The organism is Kribbella endophytica, from assembly GCF_054781295.1.
In genome coordinates this window covers 531,632-549,860 of sequence record NZ_BAAGUR010000001.1, presented here as the reverse complement: position 1 = coordinate 549,860, position 18,229 = coordinate 531,632, and the positions used below count along the sequence as shown (strand labels likewise).

Sequence of the window (18,229 nt, the reverse complement as noted above, 5' to 3'; positions counted from 1 at the left end):
TCATCGTAGGGAGCCAAAAGCAACAATGTTGGAAGTCAGGCCACCTGGCTCGCGATGATCTGCGCGGCTTCGGCGGGGCCGTCGACTGCGGCGTATAGCTTCTGGATGCGCTCGGCCGCGACCAAGTGGGCGGGATCGCCGAGCATCGCGGTCGCCGTGGCGCCGAGTTGATCCAGGTCCGGGGGAGCGACGTGACGGGCGGCGCCGAGGCGTTCGACCAGGCTGATGTTGAGGTCCTGCTCGAGGTGCAACGGGATGCCGAGCAACGGGCAGCCGGACGCCATCGCGGTCTGCACGCTGCCCTGACCGGCGGTGGTGACAGCCAGGTCGACGCGCGGCATGACGAGGTGGCTCGGCAGAGTGCCCGCGACGCAGACCTTGCTGGACTCCAGGTCCTGAAGGTCGTGGACCGTGCCGGCGACGAGGATGCGGGCGTCGAGAGGTTGCAGAGCTTCGACCGCCTTGCGGACCAGCGCCGGCGGCGTCGAGGTCATCGCGACGTACACGATCGGCCCGCCGCCACTGAGGAACTTCTCGGCGTGCGAAGGGATCGGAGCGTCGAGGTGGGCGTAGAGCGGGCCGACCGCGGTGAGACGGGAGCTGGTCCGATAGCCGCGGCTAACGCGCCAGGCTTCGAGGTCGGTGTTCGAGATGCCGAGCACCTCAGGGATCTCCGGGACCAGTGAGAGATCGCCGAGCAGCAGCGCCGGCAGGCTCGGGATCTCCTCGACGCCGAGCTCGCCGGCCACCCGGTTGAAGCCCGCTGTGTACGCAGGCAGCCGGTGGATCGACTTGTTGACGGCGTACCGGCGCAACCACTTCGGCAGGCGCTCGAGTCGGCGGCTGATCGGCTGGCTCGGGCTCGGCAGCATCCGTCGCTCGAACACCGGCGGGACGAAGCTCCCCGCGTGCTCGGTGATGACCTGTACGCCGGTCAGCCGCGACGACAGCAGCGTCGTCAGCGTGAAGCCGGTGACCGCGACGGTGATCCCGTGGGCGCGGAAGTACTCCGCCTCGGCCTGCACGTAGGTGTGCAGCTCCTGGTCGTCGTACATGCTCTGCCCGGGATCGCCGAGGCCGATCGCCGACGCCACGAACGCGGCGGACCTGGCCGGCGAGAGACCAGGACCGAGTACGTCGTACGGAATGCCGGCCTCGACCAGCCGCCGCTCGTGCGGTCCGCCGTGGGTGGCGACCCGGACCGGAACGCCGAGCGCGGTCAGCGCGCGGTGCAGCTCCATCATCCGCGACGTCTCGGACAGGAAGGCGCAGTGCGGCAGCAGGCAGATCATGGTGGCCTCCTCGAGCAGAATAGGTAATATATTGCCTATGTCGTCACCGAAGAGCAAGACCCTGGACCTCCTCGGCATCGGGCCGGACTCCACGCTCGACCCGCCGGTGCGCGCGTTCCGGACCACGCTGGCGCTCGCGCAGAAGCTGCGGCACGCGATGGACAAGCGGCTGCGCGAGGACGGGCTGACCACCCAGCAGGCCGCGCTGATCACCGTGGTCAAGGGATCCGGTACGCCGTCGATCGCCGAAGCGGCGGCCGCGCTGGGCAGCACGCATCAGAACGTCGCGCAGATCGTCGCCGCCCTGGTCCGCAAGGACCTGCTCGAGGTGCTGCCGGATCCGGCCGACAAGCGCCGGAAGTTGCTGGCGGCAACCTCGGCCGGTGCCGCCTACTGGCAGGGTCGCGACGAGTCCGACTTCGCGGCCGTCGGCGACTGGTTCGGCGATCTGAGCCCGCAGGAGCTCGAGACCTTCTGCGCGCTGGCCAACAAGGTCTTGAAACGCTTGGATGAACACGCTGAGTCATGAGTGCGTGACTGCAAGATTGCAGTGACAAATAGTTTGCACGGACTGCAAGTTCGTGTCACCGTGGATGACGTGATGCAGACCGAGGAGGCCGTCGCCGGTGGGCGACGGGAGCGCAAGAAGCGGGAGACGCGGCTGGCCCTGGCCGCCGCGGCCCTGCGCCTGGCGGTGGAGAAGGGGCCGGACAACGTCACGGTCGAGGAGATCAGCGAAGCGGCGGACGTGTCCGTGCGGACCTTCTTCAACTACTTCCCGCACAAGGAGCACGCGATCCTCGGGCGCGACCCCGAGGACCTCGAGCGTTCGCTGACCCGGCTGCGCGAGGCACCGGCCGACCAGTCGCCGTTGACGATGCTGCGGGTGCTGGTCAGCCAGGCCCTGGCCGACTTCGAGGACAAGGCCGGCGACGCCAAGGAGCGGTTCGAGCTGATCGGGCGGTCGCCCGCGCTGCTGGCGCAGTTCGTGCTGCTCGGCGCCGAGGACGAGCGGGCGCTGTCCGCCGCGCTCGCCGAACGGATGGGCGAACCGCCGGTCTCGCTGAAGCCGGCGCTGCTGGTCGGAGCCGTCACCACCGCCGTACGGGTCGCGGCGGAGAAGCAGAAGCTTGCGGGCGAGCACGAGGTGCCCGACCTGACCGCGCTGGTCGACGAGGCGTTCGCCTTGCTGGCCGACGGTCTGGACCCCGCGTACGACAGAGACGTTCTTCCACGAAACCAGAAAGGTCAGTCATGACAACGACCTCTTCGCCCACCCCGGCCGACCCGGCGGGCGAGGTCACCCCGCCGGAGGTGGCGGCCGCCGAGGTGGCGGCGCTCACCCCGCGGCAGACCGTGCAGGCCATCTCCGGCCTGATGATGGGCATGTTCGTGGCGATCCTGGCCGGCACCGTGGTGTCGACCGCGCTGCCGCGGATCATCCACGACCTGGGGGCGAGCCAGTCGTCGTACACCTGGGTCGTCACGCTCGAGCTGCTGACGATGACGGCGACGGTGCCGTTGTGGGGCAAGCTCGCCGACCTCTACAACAACAAGCTGCTGGTCCAGCTGTCGCTGGGCTTCTTCGTGATCGGCTCGCTGGTGGCCGGCTTCGCGCCGAACATCGAGGTGCTGCTGGGCAGCCGCGTGCTGCAGGGTCTGGGCGCCGGTGGTCTGACCGCGCTGGTCCAGATCGTGATGGCCGCGATCATCCCGCCGCGGGAGCTCGGCCGGTACTCCGGCATCTTCGGCGCGATCTTCGCGTCGGCGACCGTCGGTGGACCGCTGCTCGGTGGCTTCCTGGTCGACTCGCCGCTGGGCTGGCGGGCCTGCTTCCTGGTCGGCGTACCGTTCGTGCTCGCCGCGATCATCCTGCTGCAGCGCACGCTGAAGCTGCCGACCGTACGGCGCGACGTGAAGATCGACTGGTGGGGCGCGTTCCTGATCACCGCGGGCGTGAGCACGCTGCTGGTCTGGTCGTCGTTCGCCGGCAACAAGTTCGAGTGGGCCTCGGGCTGGAGCTTCCTGCTCGTCGGTGTCGCCCTGGCCGCGCTGGCGGCCGCGGTGATGGTCGAGCGCAAGCACCCCGAGCCGATCATCCCGATGGACCTGTTCCGCAACCGCACGGTGACGCTGTCGATCGTGGCCAGCGCGCTGGTCGGTGTGGCCATGTTCGGCGGGTCGGTGTTCCTCGCGCAGTACTTCCAGATCGCCCAGGGCTACTCGCCGACCAAGGCCGGCCTGATGAGCCTGCCGATGATCCTCGGCATGATGGTCGCCTCGACGATCGCCGGTGGCCTGATCACCAAGTACGGCAAGTGGAAGATCTACCTGGTGATCGGCAGCGTGCTGCTGCCGATCGGCCTGGGGCTGTTCGGCACGATCGACGCGCACACGTCGAAGTACATGCTGTGGGCGTTCATGATCGTGCTCGGCGTCGGCATCGGTCTGGTGATGCAGAACCTGGTGCTCGCCGCGCAGAACGACGTACCGGCGCGTGAGCTCGGTGCGGCCACCTCGGCGGTCAGCTTCTTCCGGAGCATGGGCGGCACGATCGGTGTCAGCGTGCTCGGCGCGATCCTGGCCAACAAGGTCACCGAGACGCTGAACCCGGGCGGCGCCTCGTCCGGTGGCAGCGGCGCGGTGCCGAACATCGCCGAGCTGCCCGAGCAGGCCCGGACCGTCGTCGAGAACGCGTACGGCGCGGCGACCGCGGACCTGTTCATGATGTCGGTGCCGTTCGCGGTGCTGGCGCTGGTCGCGGTCCTGTTCATCAAGGAGAAGCCGCTGATGACCACCAGCGGCGCCGAGCGGCGCGCGGCCGAGGAGGCCCGCGAGAAGGTCGTGCAGGACGACGTCTGATCCTCAGGCCTCAGGCCGGGCTGACTAGCCTGGGGGCATGATCGTTGCCTTCAGTATCAGCCCGGCCGCCGGGGACGAGACCGGTGGCGTGAGCGAGGCGGTCGCCGAGGCGATCCGCGTCGTCCGCGCCTCCGGCCTGCCGAACGAGACCAACGCGATGTTCACCAACCTCGAGGGCGAGTGGGACGAGGTGATGGCCGTGGTCAAGCAGGCCGTCGACGCCGTCGCCGCGGTCTCGCCGCGGGTCAGCCTGGTGCTCAAGGCCGACATCCGGCCCGGGTACACCGGCCAGCTGACCGCCAAGGTCGAGCGCCTGGAGCAGGCCCTCGGCGACTAGTGGCTGTTGAGGGCCGCGAACGTTGCGTCGTACCGGTTCTCCAGCTCGGAGTTGCGCAGGAACTTGACCCGCTCGACCAGGATCTCGCGTGCGTCCGGCTGGTCGGCGAACAGCCGCATCGATTCGTCGAGGTACTCCTCCAGCGGCATCCACGTCGGGTCGGGGTCCTGACCCTCGAACAGATTCGTCTGGACGGCGGGCGGCACGAGCTCGATCACCTGGACGCCGGTCCCGGCCAGCTGGTGGCGCAGGCTCACGGTGTAGCTGTGCACAGCGGCCTTCGTCGCGTTGTAGGTCGGCGTCAGGATCAGCGGCGTGAAGGCGAGACCGGACGACACCGTGACGATCGTCGCGTCCGGCCGCTGCGCCAGGAACGGCAGGAATGCGGTGATCGTGCGGATCGTGCCGAGCAGGTTGATCTCGATCGTCCGCTCGGCGGTGGCCAGATGGGCCGGGTCCCGCAGGTCCTCGCCGCGCATCACACCGGCCATGGTGATCAGCACGTTGGTCTCGGGGTACCGCGTGGCGATGGTGTCGTACGCCGCCGCGATCGAGGCCGGGTCGGCGACGTCGAGCTCGACCGTGCCGAAACCTTCGTCGGCCAGCTCGTCGAGCAGGTCCTTGCGCCGGCCGCTGATGATCACGGTGTTGCCGAGGTCCCGGAACCTGCGGGCCAGCCCGAGGCCGATGCCCGAGGTGCCGCCGGTCATGAAGATCGTGTTGCCTGTCGTTTTCATGGCTCCAGCCTTCGCCCACCGGATCGCCGTAACCAGGCTGAGCTCAGCCACTGCTCGGCAAGCAGTGGATAGCGCTGGACCGGCCTGAGAACCTGGAAGCATGGAGTACGGCGAACTGTCCGACTTCCTGCGCAAGCGCCGGGAAGCCCTGCAACCCGAGGACGTCGGGATGCCCCGCGGCCGGCGCCGCCGTACGCCGGGACTGCGGCGCGAGGAGGTCGCCTCGCTCGCGTCGATGTCGACCGACTACTACAGCCGCCTCGAAGGGGGCCGAGGGCCCCAACCGTCGGTCGAGATGCTCGGCGCGATCGCCCGGGCGCTGCGACTGACGCTGGAGGAACGCGACCACCTGTTCGTGCTCGCCGGGCACGGGACGCCGCCGCGGACGACGCGGGCCTGCCACGTCGACCCGGGCATGCTGCGGATCATGGACCGGCTGCAGGACACGCCTGCCCTGCTGCTCAACCGGTGCGGCGAGGCGCTCGCGCAGACCCCGGCGCACGTCGCGTTCGCCGGCGAGCAGACGAACCGCGAGGGGATGGATCGCAGCGAGATCTACCGCTGGTTCGCCACCCCGGAGTCGCGGACGCTGTACCGCGAGCCGGACCGGTCGAACCACAGCCGGATGCTGGTCTCGATGCTCCGCACCGTGTTCACGGCCGACGGGCCGAAGTCGTACGCCGCGTCGATCGTCCGCGCGCTGCAGACGCTCAGCCCGGAGTTCACCGGCCTGTGGGAGCGGCACGAGGTCGGCGTGACGCACAGCCGGACGAAGCGGTTCGACCACCCGGTGGTCGGCGAGCTCGAGCTGTACTGCGAGGTGATCGACAACCGCGACCAGCAGCAGACGCTCGTGGTCTTCACCGCCGCGCCGGGGAGCGAGAGCGCCGAGCGACTTCGGCTGCTGACCGTGCTGGGGACTAACGAAGGAAACTTCTGGAAAGGGCTTGTCGAGACTAAAACTGAAAGTTAGTTTAAGTCTCGAATTTTCCTCGGAAAGGACCGCCCCCATGCCTTTCGTCCGACACTCCGTCCTGCCCAAAATCCTGGCCCTGATCGTGGGCTTCCTGCTGCTCGCCTCGGTGCCCGCCGCCCAGGCGAAGGTCCAGCAGGAGCAGAAGGTCCAGGCGACCTTCAACGTGCTGGCCTTCTACAACGGCAACTGGGACGCCGCGCACATCGACTTCGTCAAGGAGGCCAACCAGCGGTTCCCGCAGTTCGCCGCGCAGAACGGCTTCACCTACACCGCCACCACCGACTGGAACCGGCTGAACACCATCACCGCCTCGCAGTACCAGGTGGTGATGTTCCTCGACGGCGCACCGACCGGGGCGTCGCAGCGGACCGGCTTCCAGCGCTACATGGAGAACGGCGGCGGCTGGTTCGGCTTCCACGTCTCGGCGTACAACGACGCCCAGACGTCGGCCTGGCCGTGGTACTACCAGACCTTCCTCGGCACCGGCCGGTTCCAGACCAACACCTGGGGACCGACCGCGGTCAACCTGCGCACGGAGAACCGGACGCACCCCGCGCTGGTGAACACGGGTGCGACGTTCCGCTCGTCGGTCAGTGAGTGGTACGGCTGGCAGAACGACCTGCGCACCAACGCCAACATCCAGATCCTGGCCGCGATCGACCCGGGCAGCTACCCGGTCGGCACGGATCCCAACCAGACCTGGTACTCGGGCTACCACCCGATCGTCTGGTCGAACAAGAACTTCAAGATGGTCTACGCCAACTTCGGCCACAACGCGATGAACTACGAGACCAACACCCGGCTCTCGTCGACCTTCGACAGCGCGGCCCAGAACACCTTCGTGATGGACTCGCTGAAGTGGATGGGCGGCGGCGGCACCCCGCCGGTCGACCCGCCGACCGGTCAGCCCGAGCCGAACACCTGGTACACCGCGACGAACAAGGCGACCAGCAAGTGCGTCGACGCCCGCGCCGCCGGTACGGCGAACGGCACGGTCGTGCAGCAGTACGCGTGCAACGCCTCGACCGCGCAGCAGTTCCAGTTCCAGCCGACGTCGGGCGGGTTCGTCCGGATCAACAACCGCAACGACGCCACCAAGGTCATCGACATCACCGGCGTCTCCGCGGCCGACAACGCCGGCCTGCAGCTGTGGACGTACAGCAACGGCAACAACCAGCAGTGGCAGGCCGTTGCCGAGGGCAGCGGCTACTTCCACTTCGTCAGCCGGCACAGCAGCAAGTGCCTGACCGTCCCCGGCAGTTCCACCGCCGACTCGGTCCAGCTCGTCCAACTGACCTGCAACGGCTCTGCTGGTCAGTCGTTCAAGCTCGCCTAGGCGGTCGCCCGTCCGGGGAGCACCTCGTTCTCCGGACGGGCGCTGCGGCGGCTGAGGTAGTAGGCGAAGGCCGCGGTGGGGAAGAACATCACGATGCCGTAGACGGCGACCGGGATGGACATCTCGCTGCTGCCGAGCAGGGACGGGCTGAGGGCGATGGTCAGCGCGAGCGTGGCGTTGTGGATGCCGATCTCCATCGAGCAGGCGATCGACTGGCGCTCGGCCAGACCGGTGAGCTTCGGTACGACGTACCCGACGGCGAGGCTGATCACGTTGAGCAGCAGGGCGATCAGGCCGACCTCGACCAGGTAGTCCAGCACGTTGTCGCGCTCGGTGAAGATCGCCGCGAAGATGACGAGCGCCAGCACGAGGATCGAGCCGAGCTTGACCGGCCGCGCCATCCGGTCGGCGAACGCCGGTCTGCGGCCGCGGACCAGCATGCCGATCGCGACCGGGACCAGGACGATCGCGAAGACCTGCAGCATCTTGGCCGGTTGCAGGCCGATCTGGCCGTCGCCGAGGAAGTGGTTCAGCGACAGGTTGACCACGATCGGCAGGGTGATCACGGCGAGCACCGAGTTCACCGCGGTCAGCGTGACGTTGAGGGCGACGTCGCCGCCGGCCAGGTGGCTGAACAGGTTGGCCGTCGTACCGCCGGGAGAGGCGACCAGCAGCATCATGCCGACGGCCAGCGCCGGCGCCAGTCCGAAGGCCTTGACCAGACCGAAGCAGATGATCGGCAGCAGCAGAACTTGGGTGCCCAGGGCAACCAGTACGGCGCGCGGCATCCGCATCACCCGGGTGAAGTCCTTGACCGTCAGGGTCAGGCCGAGGCCGAACATGATCACGGCGAGTGCGATCGGCAGCAGCACCGAGGTGAGCACGGAGTCGTTCAACGTCTGCCTCCTGCGGCTTCTGGCGGGTGCTCAGAGTGACAGCGGGCCCGCGACGGCGGCAAGGGCTCGTGCTTGCCCGGGGCTTGTATTAGCTTTCTCGGTCATGAAGACCCTGCGCATCGCCGCGCTCGCGGCCGGAGTACTGCTCGCTGCCTCGATGATCACGACCCCGGCCCAGGCCGGTAGCCATCGGCCGACGTACAAGTGGGAACTGACGCCGACGGGAAGCGCGTCGCAGTTCCGTGGGCTGGCGGCGGTCAGCAAGGACGTCGCGTGGGTCGCGGGCAGTGCCGGGCAGGTGCTGCGGACCGTCGACGGTGGGAAGAAGTGGCAGAACGTGAGCCCGGCCGGCGCGGAGGCGCTGCTGTTCCGGGACGTCGAGGCGTTCGACGCGCGGCGGGCCGTCGTACTGGCGATCGGGCCGGGGGAGGACTCGCGGGTCTACCGGACCGTCGACGGCGGCAAGCACTGGACCGAGACCTTCCGGAACGCCGAGCCGACCGCGTTCTACGACTGCCTGGACTTCAACGACTCCCGGCACGGGCTCGCGCTGAGCGACCCGGTCGACGGGAAGTTCCGGATCGCCGGGACGTCGGACGGCGGGAAGTCGTGGAAGGTTCAGTCGTCGGCGGGGATGCCGGCGGCACTGCCCGGTGAGTTCGCCTTCGCTGCTTCCGGGACCTGCCTCGTGGCCGGATCTGGTCGTACGGCGTGGTTCGCGACCGGTGGCGGCGATCGGCCGCGGGTGTTCCGGACCGTCGACGGTGGCCGGAACTGGAAGGTGACCGACTCTCCGATGGCGAGCGGTGCGGCGGCGGGGATCTTCACGCTCGCCTTCCGTGGACCGCTGTACGGCGTGGCGCTGGGTGGCGACTTCGAGAAGCCGACCGAGGCCGTGCGCGCCGCGTCGGTGACGTACGACGGTGGGCGGACCTGGCGGCTGATCCCGGCGTCGAAGGCGCCGAAGGGGTACCGCAGCGGGTCGGCCTTCGTGCCGGGCACGCTGGCGACCGTGGTTGCTGTCGGGCCGTCGGGGAGTGATGTGTCGCTGGACGGCGGGCACAGCTGGACGCAGTTCTACGACGGGAGCTTCGACAGCGTGGAGTGCGCCGGACACGGGCGTCAGGCGGGATGCTGGGCGTCGGGCGCGAAGGGTGCTGTCGGGCGGCTGACCCTCGGGCGGTGAATCGTTCCGCCTGCCGGTTCCGCGCGGCTTTGTTCAGCTCGGCGACACTCGGACGTCGTACCGGGGTCGCATCGGTTCGACCAGGATTGAGGTCATGCGCATTCTTCCCAAGAGTCTGCTCGCCGCTGTCGCGGGACTGCTGATGGTGCTGCCGACCGCCGCCGCGGCGAGTCCACGGCACGACGACCGGACGCTGAAGGTGATCACGTACAACATCCACCACGCCGCGGGCGTGGACGGCGTGCTCGATCTGGAGCGGATCGCGAAGGTGATCGAGTCCTCCGGTGCGAACGTCGTCGGGCTGCAGGAGGTCGACAACCACTGGGACGTCCGGAGCAACTGGGTCGACCAGGCGGCTTGGCTCGCCAAGCGGCTGAAGATGCACTACCGGTTCGCGCCGAACCTCGACCTGCCGCCGGTCAATGCCGGTGAGCCGCGCCGGCAGTACGGGACGGCGGTGCTGTCGCGCTTCCCGATCAAGGACTTCAAGAACACGCTGCTGCCGCTCTACCCGACGGGTGAGCAGCGCGGCCTGGCGGTCGCGACGCTGAAGGTCCGCGGGCAGGAGTTCCGGTTCGCGAACACGCACCTGACCAGCAACAACAACGCCGAGCGGCTCGAGCAGGCGAAGAAGGTCGTCGAGCTGCTCGGTACGTCGAAGCGCCCGACGATCCTGGTCGGCGACCTCAACGCGGTCGACACGTCGCCGGAGATCAAGACCCTCACCGCGGCGCTGGCCGACACCTGGCCGCAGGTCGGCGAGGGCCCCGGCTACACGATCGAGGCGAACAACCCGACCAAGCGGATCGACTTCCTGCTGCACAGTGCGGGAGTGCGGCCGACCTCAGCCACGGTCCCGGTGACCTTGGCCTCCGACCACCTCCCGGTGGTTGCCAGTTTCACCCTCCGCTGACCTTCTGCTGACAGGTGCCCTCCGCTTGCGGAGGGCACCTTTTTGTTGCCTGGGCAGGCGGTTGCTGGGGGCTACCAAAATCGGGGCGCGTGAATTACAAGCTTGTAGTTTGTCAAGCCGACACGCAGGTGCAACAAAGTTATTCGTGTGAAAGCTGTTCCCAATGGGGCTGAAGGCAACTAGTGTCACGTATGTGGTCCAGAAGGACCAAAAGTTCGCGAACTCTGGGGAAGGAGTTCGCGACCGGCGGAAGGAAGTACCCGATGCGGACGCCCTCGGGGGTTACGTCCGGCAGGCGGGTCGTGAGCACTGGGAAGACCGGTAGGGCATTGCTCTCCGGGGTGCTCGCGGTCTGTATGACCGGCAGCATGGCCCTGAACACCGTGCCGGCCCAGGCCGACCCGAAACCGCCGGTCATCCCGTCGCAGTCCCAGGTGGACGCGGCGAAGAAGGCCGCCGCCGACAAGGCCGCGCAGGTCGCCGCGATCGAGCAGCAGCTCGCCGGCGCGAACGCCCGGCTCGAGCACCTCGGTCGCGAGACCGGCATCGCCGCCGAGAGGTACAACGGCGCCGTCTACCGACTCACCAAGGCGAAGGCCGAGGCCGCCGCGGCCGCGACCCGGGCCAAGAAGGCGGCCCAGACGCTCGCGGATCAGCGTCGCCAGATCGGCCGGTTCGCCGCGGCGTCGTACCAAGGTGGTGGCGACCTCGCGCAGCTCGGCCCGCTGCTGAGTGCCGACGGGCCGCAGCAGCTGCTCGACTCGGCCGGTGCGGCGCGTTCGGTGTCGCAGGCGATGCAGGGCTCGTACCTGCGGTTCACCGCGACCCAGGTGGTCAGCAACGCGTTCAAGGTGCAGGCCGACCAGGCCGTCACCAAGGTGCAGGCCGCGACCGACGAGGCGGCCAAGGCGAAGAAGGCCGCCGAGGCGGCCGAGGCGAACCAGGCGTCGGCCGTCGCGTCGATCGGCGCTCAGCGCAAGCAGCAGATCGCCCAGCTGGCGACCTTGCGCAGTACGTCGTACCAGGTGGCCGACCAGCGGCAGCGGGGACTCGAGGAGCTTGCGCGCCAGCGAGCCGCCGCACTGGCCGCGAAGAAGGCCGAGGAGCTCCGGAAGCGGATCGCCGCCAAGGAGGCCGCCGAGCGGGCCGAGGCCGCGGCCGAGCAGGCCCGCAAGGAGCGCGAGGAACGCGCGGAAGCCGAGAAGCACGGCAGCAAGCCGCCGAAGAAGAAGCCGAAGCCGAAGATCGAGCGGCCGGGCAACGGTGGCGGCGGTGGTAACACTCCGAACCGCAAGGGCGGGGCGGCCGCGGTCGCGTTCGCGCTGTCCCAGCTTGGCGAGCCGTACGTCTGGGCGGCTGCCGGTCCGGACTCCTGGGACTGCTCCGGCCTGACGATGAAGGCCTGGAAGAAGGCCGGCGTCCAGCTGCCGCACTACAGCGTCGCGCAGTACGAGCAGGTGCGGCACATCTCCGAGGACGAGCTGCGGCCCGGCGACCTGATCTTCTGGGGCGAGAACGCGAGCGACCCGGGCACGATCTTCCACGTCGCGATGTACCTGGGCGGTGGCCGGATGGTGCACGCGCCGCGGCCCGGCCGCCCGGTCACCATCGACAGCGTCTACTACTGGGAAGACCCCGACTTCTTCGGTCGCCCCTAGATCCGCTGCGGCGGCGCCTTGTCCCGGCCGCCGCAGCTTCACCGTCAGCCCGTCCCTGACACCGAACCTGAGCCGATGCCCAGCAGAACGGTGGTAGCTGATGACCCCGACCCGTAGCCGGACCCGCCTCGCCGCGGTACTCACCCGGCGGCGCCCGCCCGCGGCCCCCAAGCAGGAGGCGGCCAACTGTCCCGGCGGTGAGACCCGCCCGGAGCCGGCGGTTCCCGAGCCCGAGCCGGAGTGCCGCCAGGCGCCGTCGTACTCGCTGATCGGCTGGTAGCGGACCTCCTGTGAGATCCGTGCAAAATCTATGCTGACGGGATTAGACATTGGTCGACGACGGGGGTAATGTTCCTCGTGTTGACAGAGAAACAAAGCGAAGCTGACGTGGACAGCTGATGTTCTGTCCGAGCAGTTGCAGGGCGGCGGACTCCGCCGGGCCGATCAGTGGAAGGGCTCGGGTTTCGCGCCAAGCTTCGACCAGAGTCGTTGGGGCCGGTGGTTGAAAAAGGTCCACGGCTTGATCGAGGAAGCACTGAGCAGTTGGTAGTAGCAGTGAGTAGTAGTGCAGTACGTAGTCACTAGCAGTTCCGTACAGCAGTACCAGTTGGTGCAGTACCAGCAGTAACAGTCAGTTTGTCCGCGATGAGAAGGAGGATGGATTCACCGTCGGATCGCCCGCCAGTGCCAGTTGTTCGCCAGGCGGGTGCCGTAGCTCCATCGGAAGAAGGTGGTCTTCGGTTACGCAGTTCAGCGATCCACGCGGTCACGGCCTTCAGCTGGCGTGCCGCGGAAGTGTCAGACCGGTCTGAGGACCGGTAGATGGTGGCAAAATCCAACCTGCGGGCCCCGGTGCTTCGGCACCGGGGCCCTTCGACATGGAGTTCGATGACCGCAGAATCACCCACGGAGATCACGTTGAGTTCAGCCCAGAGCACCGGGCCGGCCCATTTCGACGACGACGACTATCCCGCCTACACGATGGGCCGCGCGGCCGAGATGCTCGGTACGACGGCCGGCTTCCTGCGCAGCCTCGACGAGGCGAAGCTGATCACGCCGCAACGCTCCGACGGTGGGCACCGGCGCTACTCGCGTTACCAGTTACGCCTGGCCGCCCGGGCTCGTGAACTGGTCGACCAGGGCACCGCGCTCGACGCTGCCTGCCGGATCATCATTCTCGAGGACCAGCTCGCCGAGGCGCTGCGGATCAACGACGAGATGCGCGAACGGCACGGGCAGCCGCCGACGGCCTAGTTCCGCACAGACTTCTGACCTCCGCCGAGTCCTCGGCGGAGGTCTTTCGCGGCGTACCGCGGGTCAGTGGTGGTCGGTCTTCAGGCGCTCGAAGGACGCGAGGACCTCGGCCTCGGCGTCGGCGCGGCCGACCCAGCTCGCACCCTCGACCGACTTGCCCGGCTCCAGGTCCTTGTAGACCTCGAAGAAGTGCTGGATCTCGAGCCGGTCGAACTCCGGCACGTGGTGGATGTCGCGCAGGTGCTCCTGGCGCGGGTCGCCGGCCGGGACGCAGAGGACCTTGTCGTCCGGCCCCTTCTCGTCGGTCATCCGGAACATGCCGATCGCCCGGGCGCGGATCAGGCAGCCCGGGAAGGTCGGCTCGGTCAGCAGCACGAGCGCGTCCAGCGGGTCGCCGTCCTGACCGAGGGTGTCCTCGATGAACCCGTAGTCGGAGGGGTACTGAGTGGCCGTGAACAGGGTGCGGTCGAGCCGCAGCCGGTTGGTCTTGTGGTCCAACTCGTACTTGTTGCGGGTGCCCTTGGGGATCTCGATGAAGACGTCGAACTCCATACGGCAGATACTGTCACGGTTCGGACCGACCAAATGACAGGAGCAGCCTGGTGGCCCGTCCTCCCCGTGCGGTGTTCGTCACGCTGGCGACCGGTGTGGCACTCGCCGGACTGGTGAGTGCGGCGCAGGCCGTACCTGCTTCGTCGCAGCATGTGACCAGTCGCACAGCTGGTACGGCGGCGCCCGTCGTACTGGCTCCGGCGAAGGCCGAGGGGGTCGCGCCCACTGCTGCCGGCGTACAGAAGGTGCTGGCGGCCGCGCTGGCCGACCCGTCGCTCGGCAAGCACTACGGCGCGACGGTGTTCGACGCCTCCCGGAACAAGACGCTCTACTCGGTCGGTACGACGCGCCCGTACGTCCCGGCGTCCACGCTGAAGCTGCTGACCACCGTGTCGGCGCTGGACACGCTCGGGCCCGATCACTGGTTCACCACGTCGACTGTGCTCAGCGGGAGCTCGCTGGTCCTGGTTGGCGGTGGTGACCCGTTGCTGACGGTCCGGCGGTCCAAGGACCCGCTCGACTTCCCGGTCCGGGCCACACTGCAGGACCTGGCAACCAGTACGGCGAAGTCGCTGCGCGAGCAGGGGGTCGCCTCGGTCACCCTCGGGTACGACGCGTCGCTGTTCAGCGGTCCGGCGGCCAACGCCAAGTGGGAGGCCAACTACATCCCCGAGGGCATCGCCGCACCGACCTCCGCGCTCTGGGTGAACGAGGGCCGGGTGAGCCTGGGCATGGCGAAGCGGGCCCCGTCGCCGGCTGCTGCGGCTGCTGCCGCGTTCGCGCCGCTGCTGCGGGCCGCCGGGATCAAGGTGGCTGCCGGCGTGAAGCCGGTGAAGGCTCCTGCCGCCGCGGAGAAGACGGGCGAGGTCCGGTCGGCTCCGCTCGGCGACATCGTCGAGTACGTGAACCTGCACAGCGACAACGACGGTGCCGAGGTGCTGCTGCGGCACGTGGGACTGGCGACCGACAACGGCGGCTCCTACACCGGCGGGCTCAAGGGACTGCGGGAGACGCTGACCAAGCTCGGGCTGAACGTGAGCAAGGCGCGGATCGAGGACGGCAGCGGGCTGTCGCGGACGAACCAGGTGCCGCTCGACGTACTCGCTGGGGCGGTCCGGGTGGCGGTGGCCAAGCCGGAGCTGCGGCACCTGATCAGCGGGCTGCCGGTGGCCGGGTTCACGGGGAGCCTGGAGAAGAGGTTCGCCGGGCCCGGTACGGCGGGTGGGACCGGGCTGGTGCGAGCCAAGACCGGGACGCTGACCGGAGTGCACTCGCTGGCTGGGCTGGTCAGGACTCGTACCGGCTCTCTCCTGGTCTTTGCTGTCGCTACTGACGCCGTACCGGCTGACAAGCCGTTGGAGGCCAGAGCTGCTTTGGACAGAGCAGTTGCTGCTTTGGCCACGTGTGGGTGTGCTGTTTAGCGCGCCCTCTCTCTCGCTTTCCTTCCTTCCCTTGTCTTTTCTCGCGTTCCGCGAGCGCATGTTGGAACATGCCACTAGGGTCGGGATATGAGTACGGCTGAAGGTGGGACCACGGCCGAGATGGTCGACTGGCAGCTGGCGACCGGTGTGGCCCGGAAGCTGCTGCGTCCGGGACCGGTGGTCAGCCGCGCCGAGGCGGACCAGGTAGTCGCCGAGCTGCGGCAGTTCGCCGCCGAGTCCGAGCACCACGTGCGGGACTTCACCGGCCTGCAGGCCACGTCGGCCACGGCTCCGGTGGTGATCGTCGACCGGCCGGGCTGGGTGCAGGCCAACGCCGACGGCTTCAAGACCGTCCTGGCGCCGCTGGCCGACAAGCTGCGCGAGAAGCAGGAGAAGACCGGTGGGCTGTCGTCCGCGGTCGGCTCCCGGGTCACCGCCATCGAGGCCGGTGCGCTGCTCGCCTTCCTCTCCTCCCGGGTGCTGGGTCAGTTCGACCCGTTCTACCCGGCCGAGCCCGACCCGGACCGCCCCGGCCTGACCGGCCGGCTGCTGCTGGTCGCACCGAACGTCATGCACGTCGAGAACGAGCTGGGCGTCGTACCGCGGGACTTCCGGCTGTGGGTCTGCCTGCACGAGGAGACCCACCGGGTGCAGTTCACCGCGGTGCCGTGGCTGCGGGACCACCTGCGGTCGGAGATCGCGCTGTTCCTGGACCAGGCGGAGCTGGACGCGTCGGCGTACGCCGCGATGTTCCGCGAGGCCGTCCAGCGGCTGGGCCGATCGGTGAAGGGCGAGGCCGAGCTGAGCCTGGTCGACCTGATGCAGTCGCCGGAGCAGCGGGCCGTGCTGGACCGGCTGACCGCGGTGATGTCGCTGCTGGAGGGCCACGCGGACTTCGTGATGGACGGGGTCGGTCCGTCGGTGATCCCGACGGTGGACACGATCCGGTCCAAGTTCAGCTCCCGGCGCTCGGGTGGGAACCCGGTGGACCAGCTGCTGAAGAAGCTGCTCGGCCTGGACGCCAAGATGCGGCAGTACCAGGACGGCGCGGCCTTCGTACGGCGCGTGGTCGACCGCGTCGGCATGGAGGGCTTCAATAAGGTCTGGACCGGTCCGAACACGCTCCCCACCAAGAACGAGATCGCCACCCCGGATGCCTGGATCTCCAGACTCCACGGCTGAGTCGGCCGAGGGCTTGCCGTCGGTGGGGGAGATGGTGGAGGAGCGGCGCGGCCGGCTCCATCCTGCCGTCGCCCGGACACGCCAGGCGGTGCGCGCCGGGCTCGCCGATCTGCCGCAGGGGACGACTGTGCTCGTCGCCTGCTCCGGTGGGGCCGACTCGCTGGCACTGGCAGCGGCGACCGCCTTCGAGGCTCCCAAGCTCGGGCTGCGCGCCGGTGCGGTGATCGTGGACCACGGGCTGCAGGCCGACTCGGCCCGGGTGGCGCATGTGGCGGCTGAGCAGTGCCGTTCGCTGGGGCTCGACCCGGTCGAGGTGCGGCCGGTCGAGGTTGTTGGAGAGGGTGGCCCGGAAGGCGCGGCCCGGACAGCCCGGTACGACGCGCTGCGCGACGCTGCTGACGTGTTCGCCGCGGACGTCGTACTGCTGGCTCACACGCGCGACGACCAGGCCGAGACGGTCCTGCTCGGTTTGGCTCGGGGCTCTGGTGCGCGGTCGCTCGCCGGGATGGCTCCTGTCGCCGGACTGCTCAGGCGGCCGCTGCTGGAGGTTCCGCGGGCTGCGACGGCTGCTGCCTGCATCGCCTCGGGGCTGCGGCCGTGGCACGACCCGCACAACGACGACCCGCAGTACAGAAGAGTGCGGGTACGGCACGAGGTGCTCCCGGTCATCGAGGAGGCGCTGGGCCCTGGAGTGACCGAGGCGCTGGCCCGCACCGCCGGTCTGCTCCGGGCGGACGCCGACGCGCTCGACGCGCTGGCCGCCGACCTCGCCGAGACCGCAGTACGCCGTACGGAGGAGGACGTGGTCTGCGACATCGGCATGCTCGCTGCCGAGCCACAGGCGATCCGCACCCGCGCCCTGCGGCAGGCCGCGCTCGAGGCCGGCTGCCAGGCCACCGACCTCACCGCCGGTCACGTCGCCGCCGTCGACGCCCTCATCACCGACTGGCGTGGCCAGCGCTGGATCGACCTCCCACAAGCCGTCCGGGCGATCCGCCGAGGCGGATTCATCCATCTGGCCAGGGGTGTGTCAGGCTAATGCCGTGGACGCTTCGGACATCGAGAAGGACCTGACCGAGATCCTCCATACCGAGGAGGAGATCCTGGCCAAGCTCAAGGAGCTGGCGCTGCGGATCGAGGCGGACTACGAGGGCAAGGACCTGCTGGTGGTCGGTGTCCTCAAGGGCGCCGTGATGGTGATGGCCGACCTGGCCCGCTCGTTCAGCCGGCACGTCGAGATGGACTGGATGGCCGTCACGTCGTACGGCTCGGGCACCAAGTCCTCCGGGGTGGTCCGGATCCTCAAGGACCTGGACACCGACATCAGCAACCGGCACGTGCTGATCGTCGAGGACATCATCGACACCGGGCTGACGCTGACCTGGCTGGTCAGCAACCTGGAGTCGCGCAAGCCGGCCTCGGTCGAGATCTGCACCGCGTTCCGTAAGCCGGACGCGGCCAAGATGGCGGTCCCGGTCAAGTACGTCGGCTTCGACATCCCCGACGAGTTCGTGGTCGGCTACGGCCTCGACTACGCCGAGAAGTACCGCAACCTGCGCTGCGTCGCGACGCTGGCGCCGCACGTCTACTCCTGAGCCCCGGCTGCCCCTCCAGGCGGGACTTGGTG

The 18,229-nt window shown here is 68.8% G+C and carries 19 protein-coding genes; 15 read left to right on the top strand and 4 right to left on the bottom strand.

What is annotated here, in order from left to right; genetic code table 11:
- Nucleotides 1-35: 35 nt before the first annotated feature.
- Nucleotides 36-1,349: a nucleotide disphospho-sugar-binding domain-containing protein gene (locus ACYVIO_RS02680; RefSeq protein ID WP_460649016.1), complete on the bottom strand. Its 1,314-nt coding sequence runs from the start codon at nt 1,347-1,349 to the stop codon at nt 36-38.
- Here ACYVIO_RS02680 and ACYVIO_RS02675 point away from each other — a divergent pair.
- The 4 genes from ACYVIO_RS02675 to ACYVIO_RS02660 all read left to right on the top strand — a co-directional run bounded on the left by ACYVIO_RS02675 (nt 1,330) and on the right by ACYVIO_RS02660 (nt 4,491).
- Nucleotides 1,330-1,821, top strand: coding sequence for a MarR family winged helix-turn-helix transcriptional regulator (locus ACYVIO_RS02675; RefSeq protein WP_460649015.1), 492 nt, complete (start codon nt 1,330-1,332; stop codon nt 1,819-1,821). The two genes, ACYVIO_RS02680 and ACYVIO_RS02675, sit on opposite strands and share 20 nt — an antisense overlap.
- A 72-nt stretch (nt 1,822-1,893) precedes the next feature.
- On the top strand, nt 1,894-2,550 hold the full coding sequence (locus ACYVIO_RS02670; RefSeq protein ID WP_460649014.1) for an acyl-CoA-like ligand-binding transcription factor: 657 nt from the start codon (nt 1,894-1,896) through the stop codon (nt 2,548-2,550).
- On the top strand, nt 2,547-4,154 hold the full coding sequence (locus tag ACYVIO_RS02665; protein WP_460649013.1) for an MDR family MFS transporter: 1,608 nt from the start codon (nt 2,547-2,549) through the stop codon (nt 4,152-4,154). The genes ACYVIO_RS02670 and ACYVIO_RS02665 overlap by 4 nt, the downstream gene beginning before the upstream one ends.
- Before the next feature lie 37 nt (nt 4,155-4,191).
- Nucleotides 4,192-4,491 (top strand): thiamine-binding protein, encoded by a 300-nt coding sequence (locus ACYVIO_RS02660; protein WP_344182297.1) that lies wholly within the window; start codon nt 4,192-4,194, stop codon nt 4,489-4,491.
- Here the strand turns inward: ACYVIO_RS02660 and ACYVIO_RS02655 are convergent.
- Complete coding sequence (locus ACYVIO_RS02655; protein WP_460649012.1) at nt 4,488-5,228, bottom strand: SDR family oxidoreductase; 741 nt, start codon at nt 5,226-5,228, stop codon at nt 4,488-4,490. The genes ACYVIO_RS02660 and ACYVIO_RS02655 overlap by 4 nt on opposite strands.
- A 100-nt stretch (nt 5,229-5,328) precedes the next feature.
- Here ACYVIO_RS02655 and ACYVIO_RS02650 point away from each other — a divergent pair, with 100 nt between their 5' ends.
- A complete protein-coding gene (locus tag ACYVIO_RS02650; protein ID WP_460649011.1) occupies nt 5,329-6,201 on the top strand; it encodes a helix-turn-helix transcriptional regulator in 873 nt (290 codons plus the stop codon).
- Between the two features lie 37 nt (nt 6,202-6,238).
- Nucleotides 6,239-7,540, top strand: coding sequence for an RICIN domain-containing protein (locus ACYVIO_RS02645; protein ID WP_460649010.1), 1,302 nt, complete (start codon nt 6,239-6,241; stop codon nt 7,538-7,540).
- Here the strand turns inward: ACYVIO_RS02645 and ACYVIO_RS02640 are convergent.
- On the bottom strand, nt 7,537-8,436 hold the full coding sequence (locus tag ACYVIO_RS02640; RefSeq protein ID WP_460649009.1) for a bile acid:sodium symporter family protein: 900 nt from the start codon (nt 8,434-8,436) through the stop codon (nt 7,537-7,539). The two genes, ACYVIO_RS02645 and ACYVIO_RS02640, sit on opposite strands and share 4 nt — an antisense overlap.
- 103 nt (nt 8,437-8,539) lie before the next feature.
- On the opposite strand from ACYVIO_RS02640, the gene ACYVIO_RS02635 reads away from it, so the two are divergent.
- The 5 genes from ACYVIO_RS02635 to ACYVIO_RS02615 all read left to right on the top strand — a co-directional run bounded on the left by ACYVIO_RS02635 (nt 8,540) and on the right by ACYVIO_RS02615 (nt 13,447).
- Entirely contained in the window at nt 8,540-9,622 is a 1,083-nt protein-coding gene (locus ACYVIO_RS02635) for an oxidoreductase (RefSeq protein ID WP_460649008.1), read from the top strand.
- A gap of 94 nt (nt 9,623-9,716) precedes the next feature.
- Nucleotides 9,717-10,535: an endonuclease/exonuclease/phosphatase family protein gene (locus ACYVIO_RS02630; RefSeq protein WP_460649007.1), complete on the top strand. Its 819-nt coding sequence runs from the start codon at nt 9,717-9,719 to the stop codon at nt 10,533-10,535.
- 302 nt (nt 10,536-10,837) lie between these two features.
- Nucleotides 10,838-12,193 (top strand): C40 family peptidase, encoded by a 1,356-nt coding sequence (locus ACYVIO_RS02625; RefSeq protein WP_460649006.1) that lies wholly within the window; start codon nt 10,838-10,840, stop codon nt 12,191-12,193.
- 100 nt (nt 12,194-12,293) lie between these two features.
- Entirely contained in the window at nt 12,294-12,473 is a 180-nt protein-coding gene (locus tag ACYVIO_RS02620; protein ID WP_460649005.1) for a hypothetical protein, read from the top strand.
- A 608-nt stretch (nt 12,474-13,081) separates the two neighbouring features.
- The gene (locus ACYVIO_RS02615; RefSeq protein ID WP_460649004.1) at nt 13,082-13,447 is read left to right on the top strand and encodes a MerR family transcriptional regulator; all 366 of its coding nucleotides are present in this window, start codon (nt 13,082-13,084) and stop codon (nt 13,445-13,447) included.
- Between the two features lie 63 nt (nt 13,448-13,510).
- Here ACYVIO_RS02615 and ACYVIO_RS02610 read toward each other — a convergent pair whose 3' ends face one another.
- Nucleotides 13,511-13,999 (bottom strand): inorganic diphosphatase, encoded by a 489-nt coding sequence (locus tag ACYVIO_RS02610; protein ID WP_460649003.1) that lies wholly within the window; start codon nt 13,997-13,999, stop codon nt 13,511-13,513.
- 50 nt (nt 14,000-14,049) lie between these two features.
- Here ACYVIO_RS02610 and dacB point away from each other — a divergent pair, with 50 nt between their 5' ends.
- The 4 genes from dacB (at nt 14,050) to hpt (ending at nt 18,197) form a co-directional block, all read left to right on the top strand.
- Nucleotides 14,050-15,420, top strand: a complete 1,371-nt coding sequence (dacB, locus tag ACYVIO_RS02605) for a D-alanyl-D-alanine carboxypeptidase/D-alanyl-D-alanine endopeptidase (protein WP_460649002.1) — start codon at nt 14,050-14,052, stop codon at nt 15,418-15,420.
- Between the two features lie 87 nt (nt 15,421-15,507).
- Nucleotides 15,508-16,602 (top strand): zinc-dependent metalloprotease, encoded by a 1,095-nt coding sequence (locus ACYVIO_RS02600; RefSeq protein ID WP_460649001.1) that lies wholly within the window; start codon nt 15,508-15,510, stop codon nt 16,600-16,602.
- On the top strand, nt 16,574-17,641 hold the full coding sequence (gene tilS, locus ACYVIO_RS02595; protein ID WP_460649000.1) for a tRNA lysidine(34) synthetase TilS: 1,068 nt from the start codon (nt 16,574-16,576) through the stop codon (nt 17,639-17,641). The genes ACYVIO_RS02600 and tilS overlap by 29 nt, the downstream gene beginning before the upstream one ends.
- Before the next feature lie 4 nt (nt 17,642-17,645).
- Nucleotides 17,646-18,197: a hypoxanthine phosphoribosyltransferase gene (hpt, locus tag ACYVIO_RS02590; RefSeq protein WP_363671916.1), complete on the top strand. Its 552-nt coding sequence runs from the start codon at nt 17,646-17,648 to the stop codon at nt 18,195-18,197.
- Nucleotides 18,198-18,229: the final 32 nt, after the last annotated feature.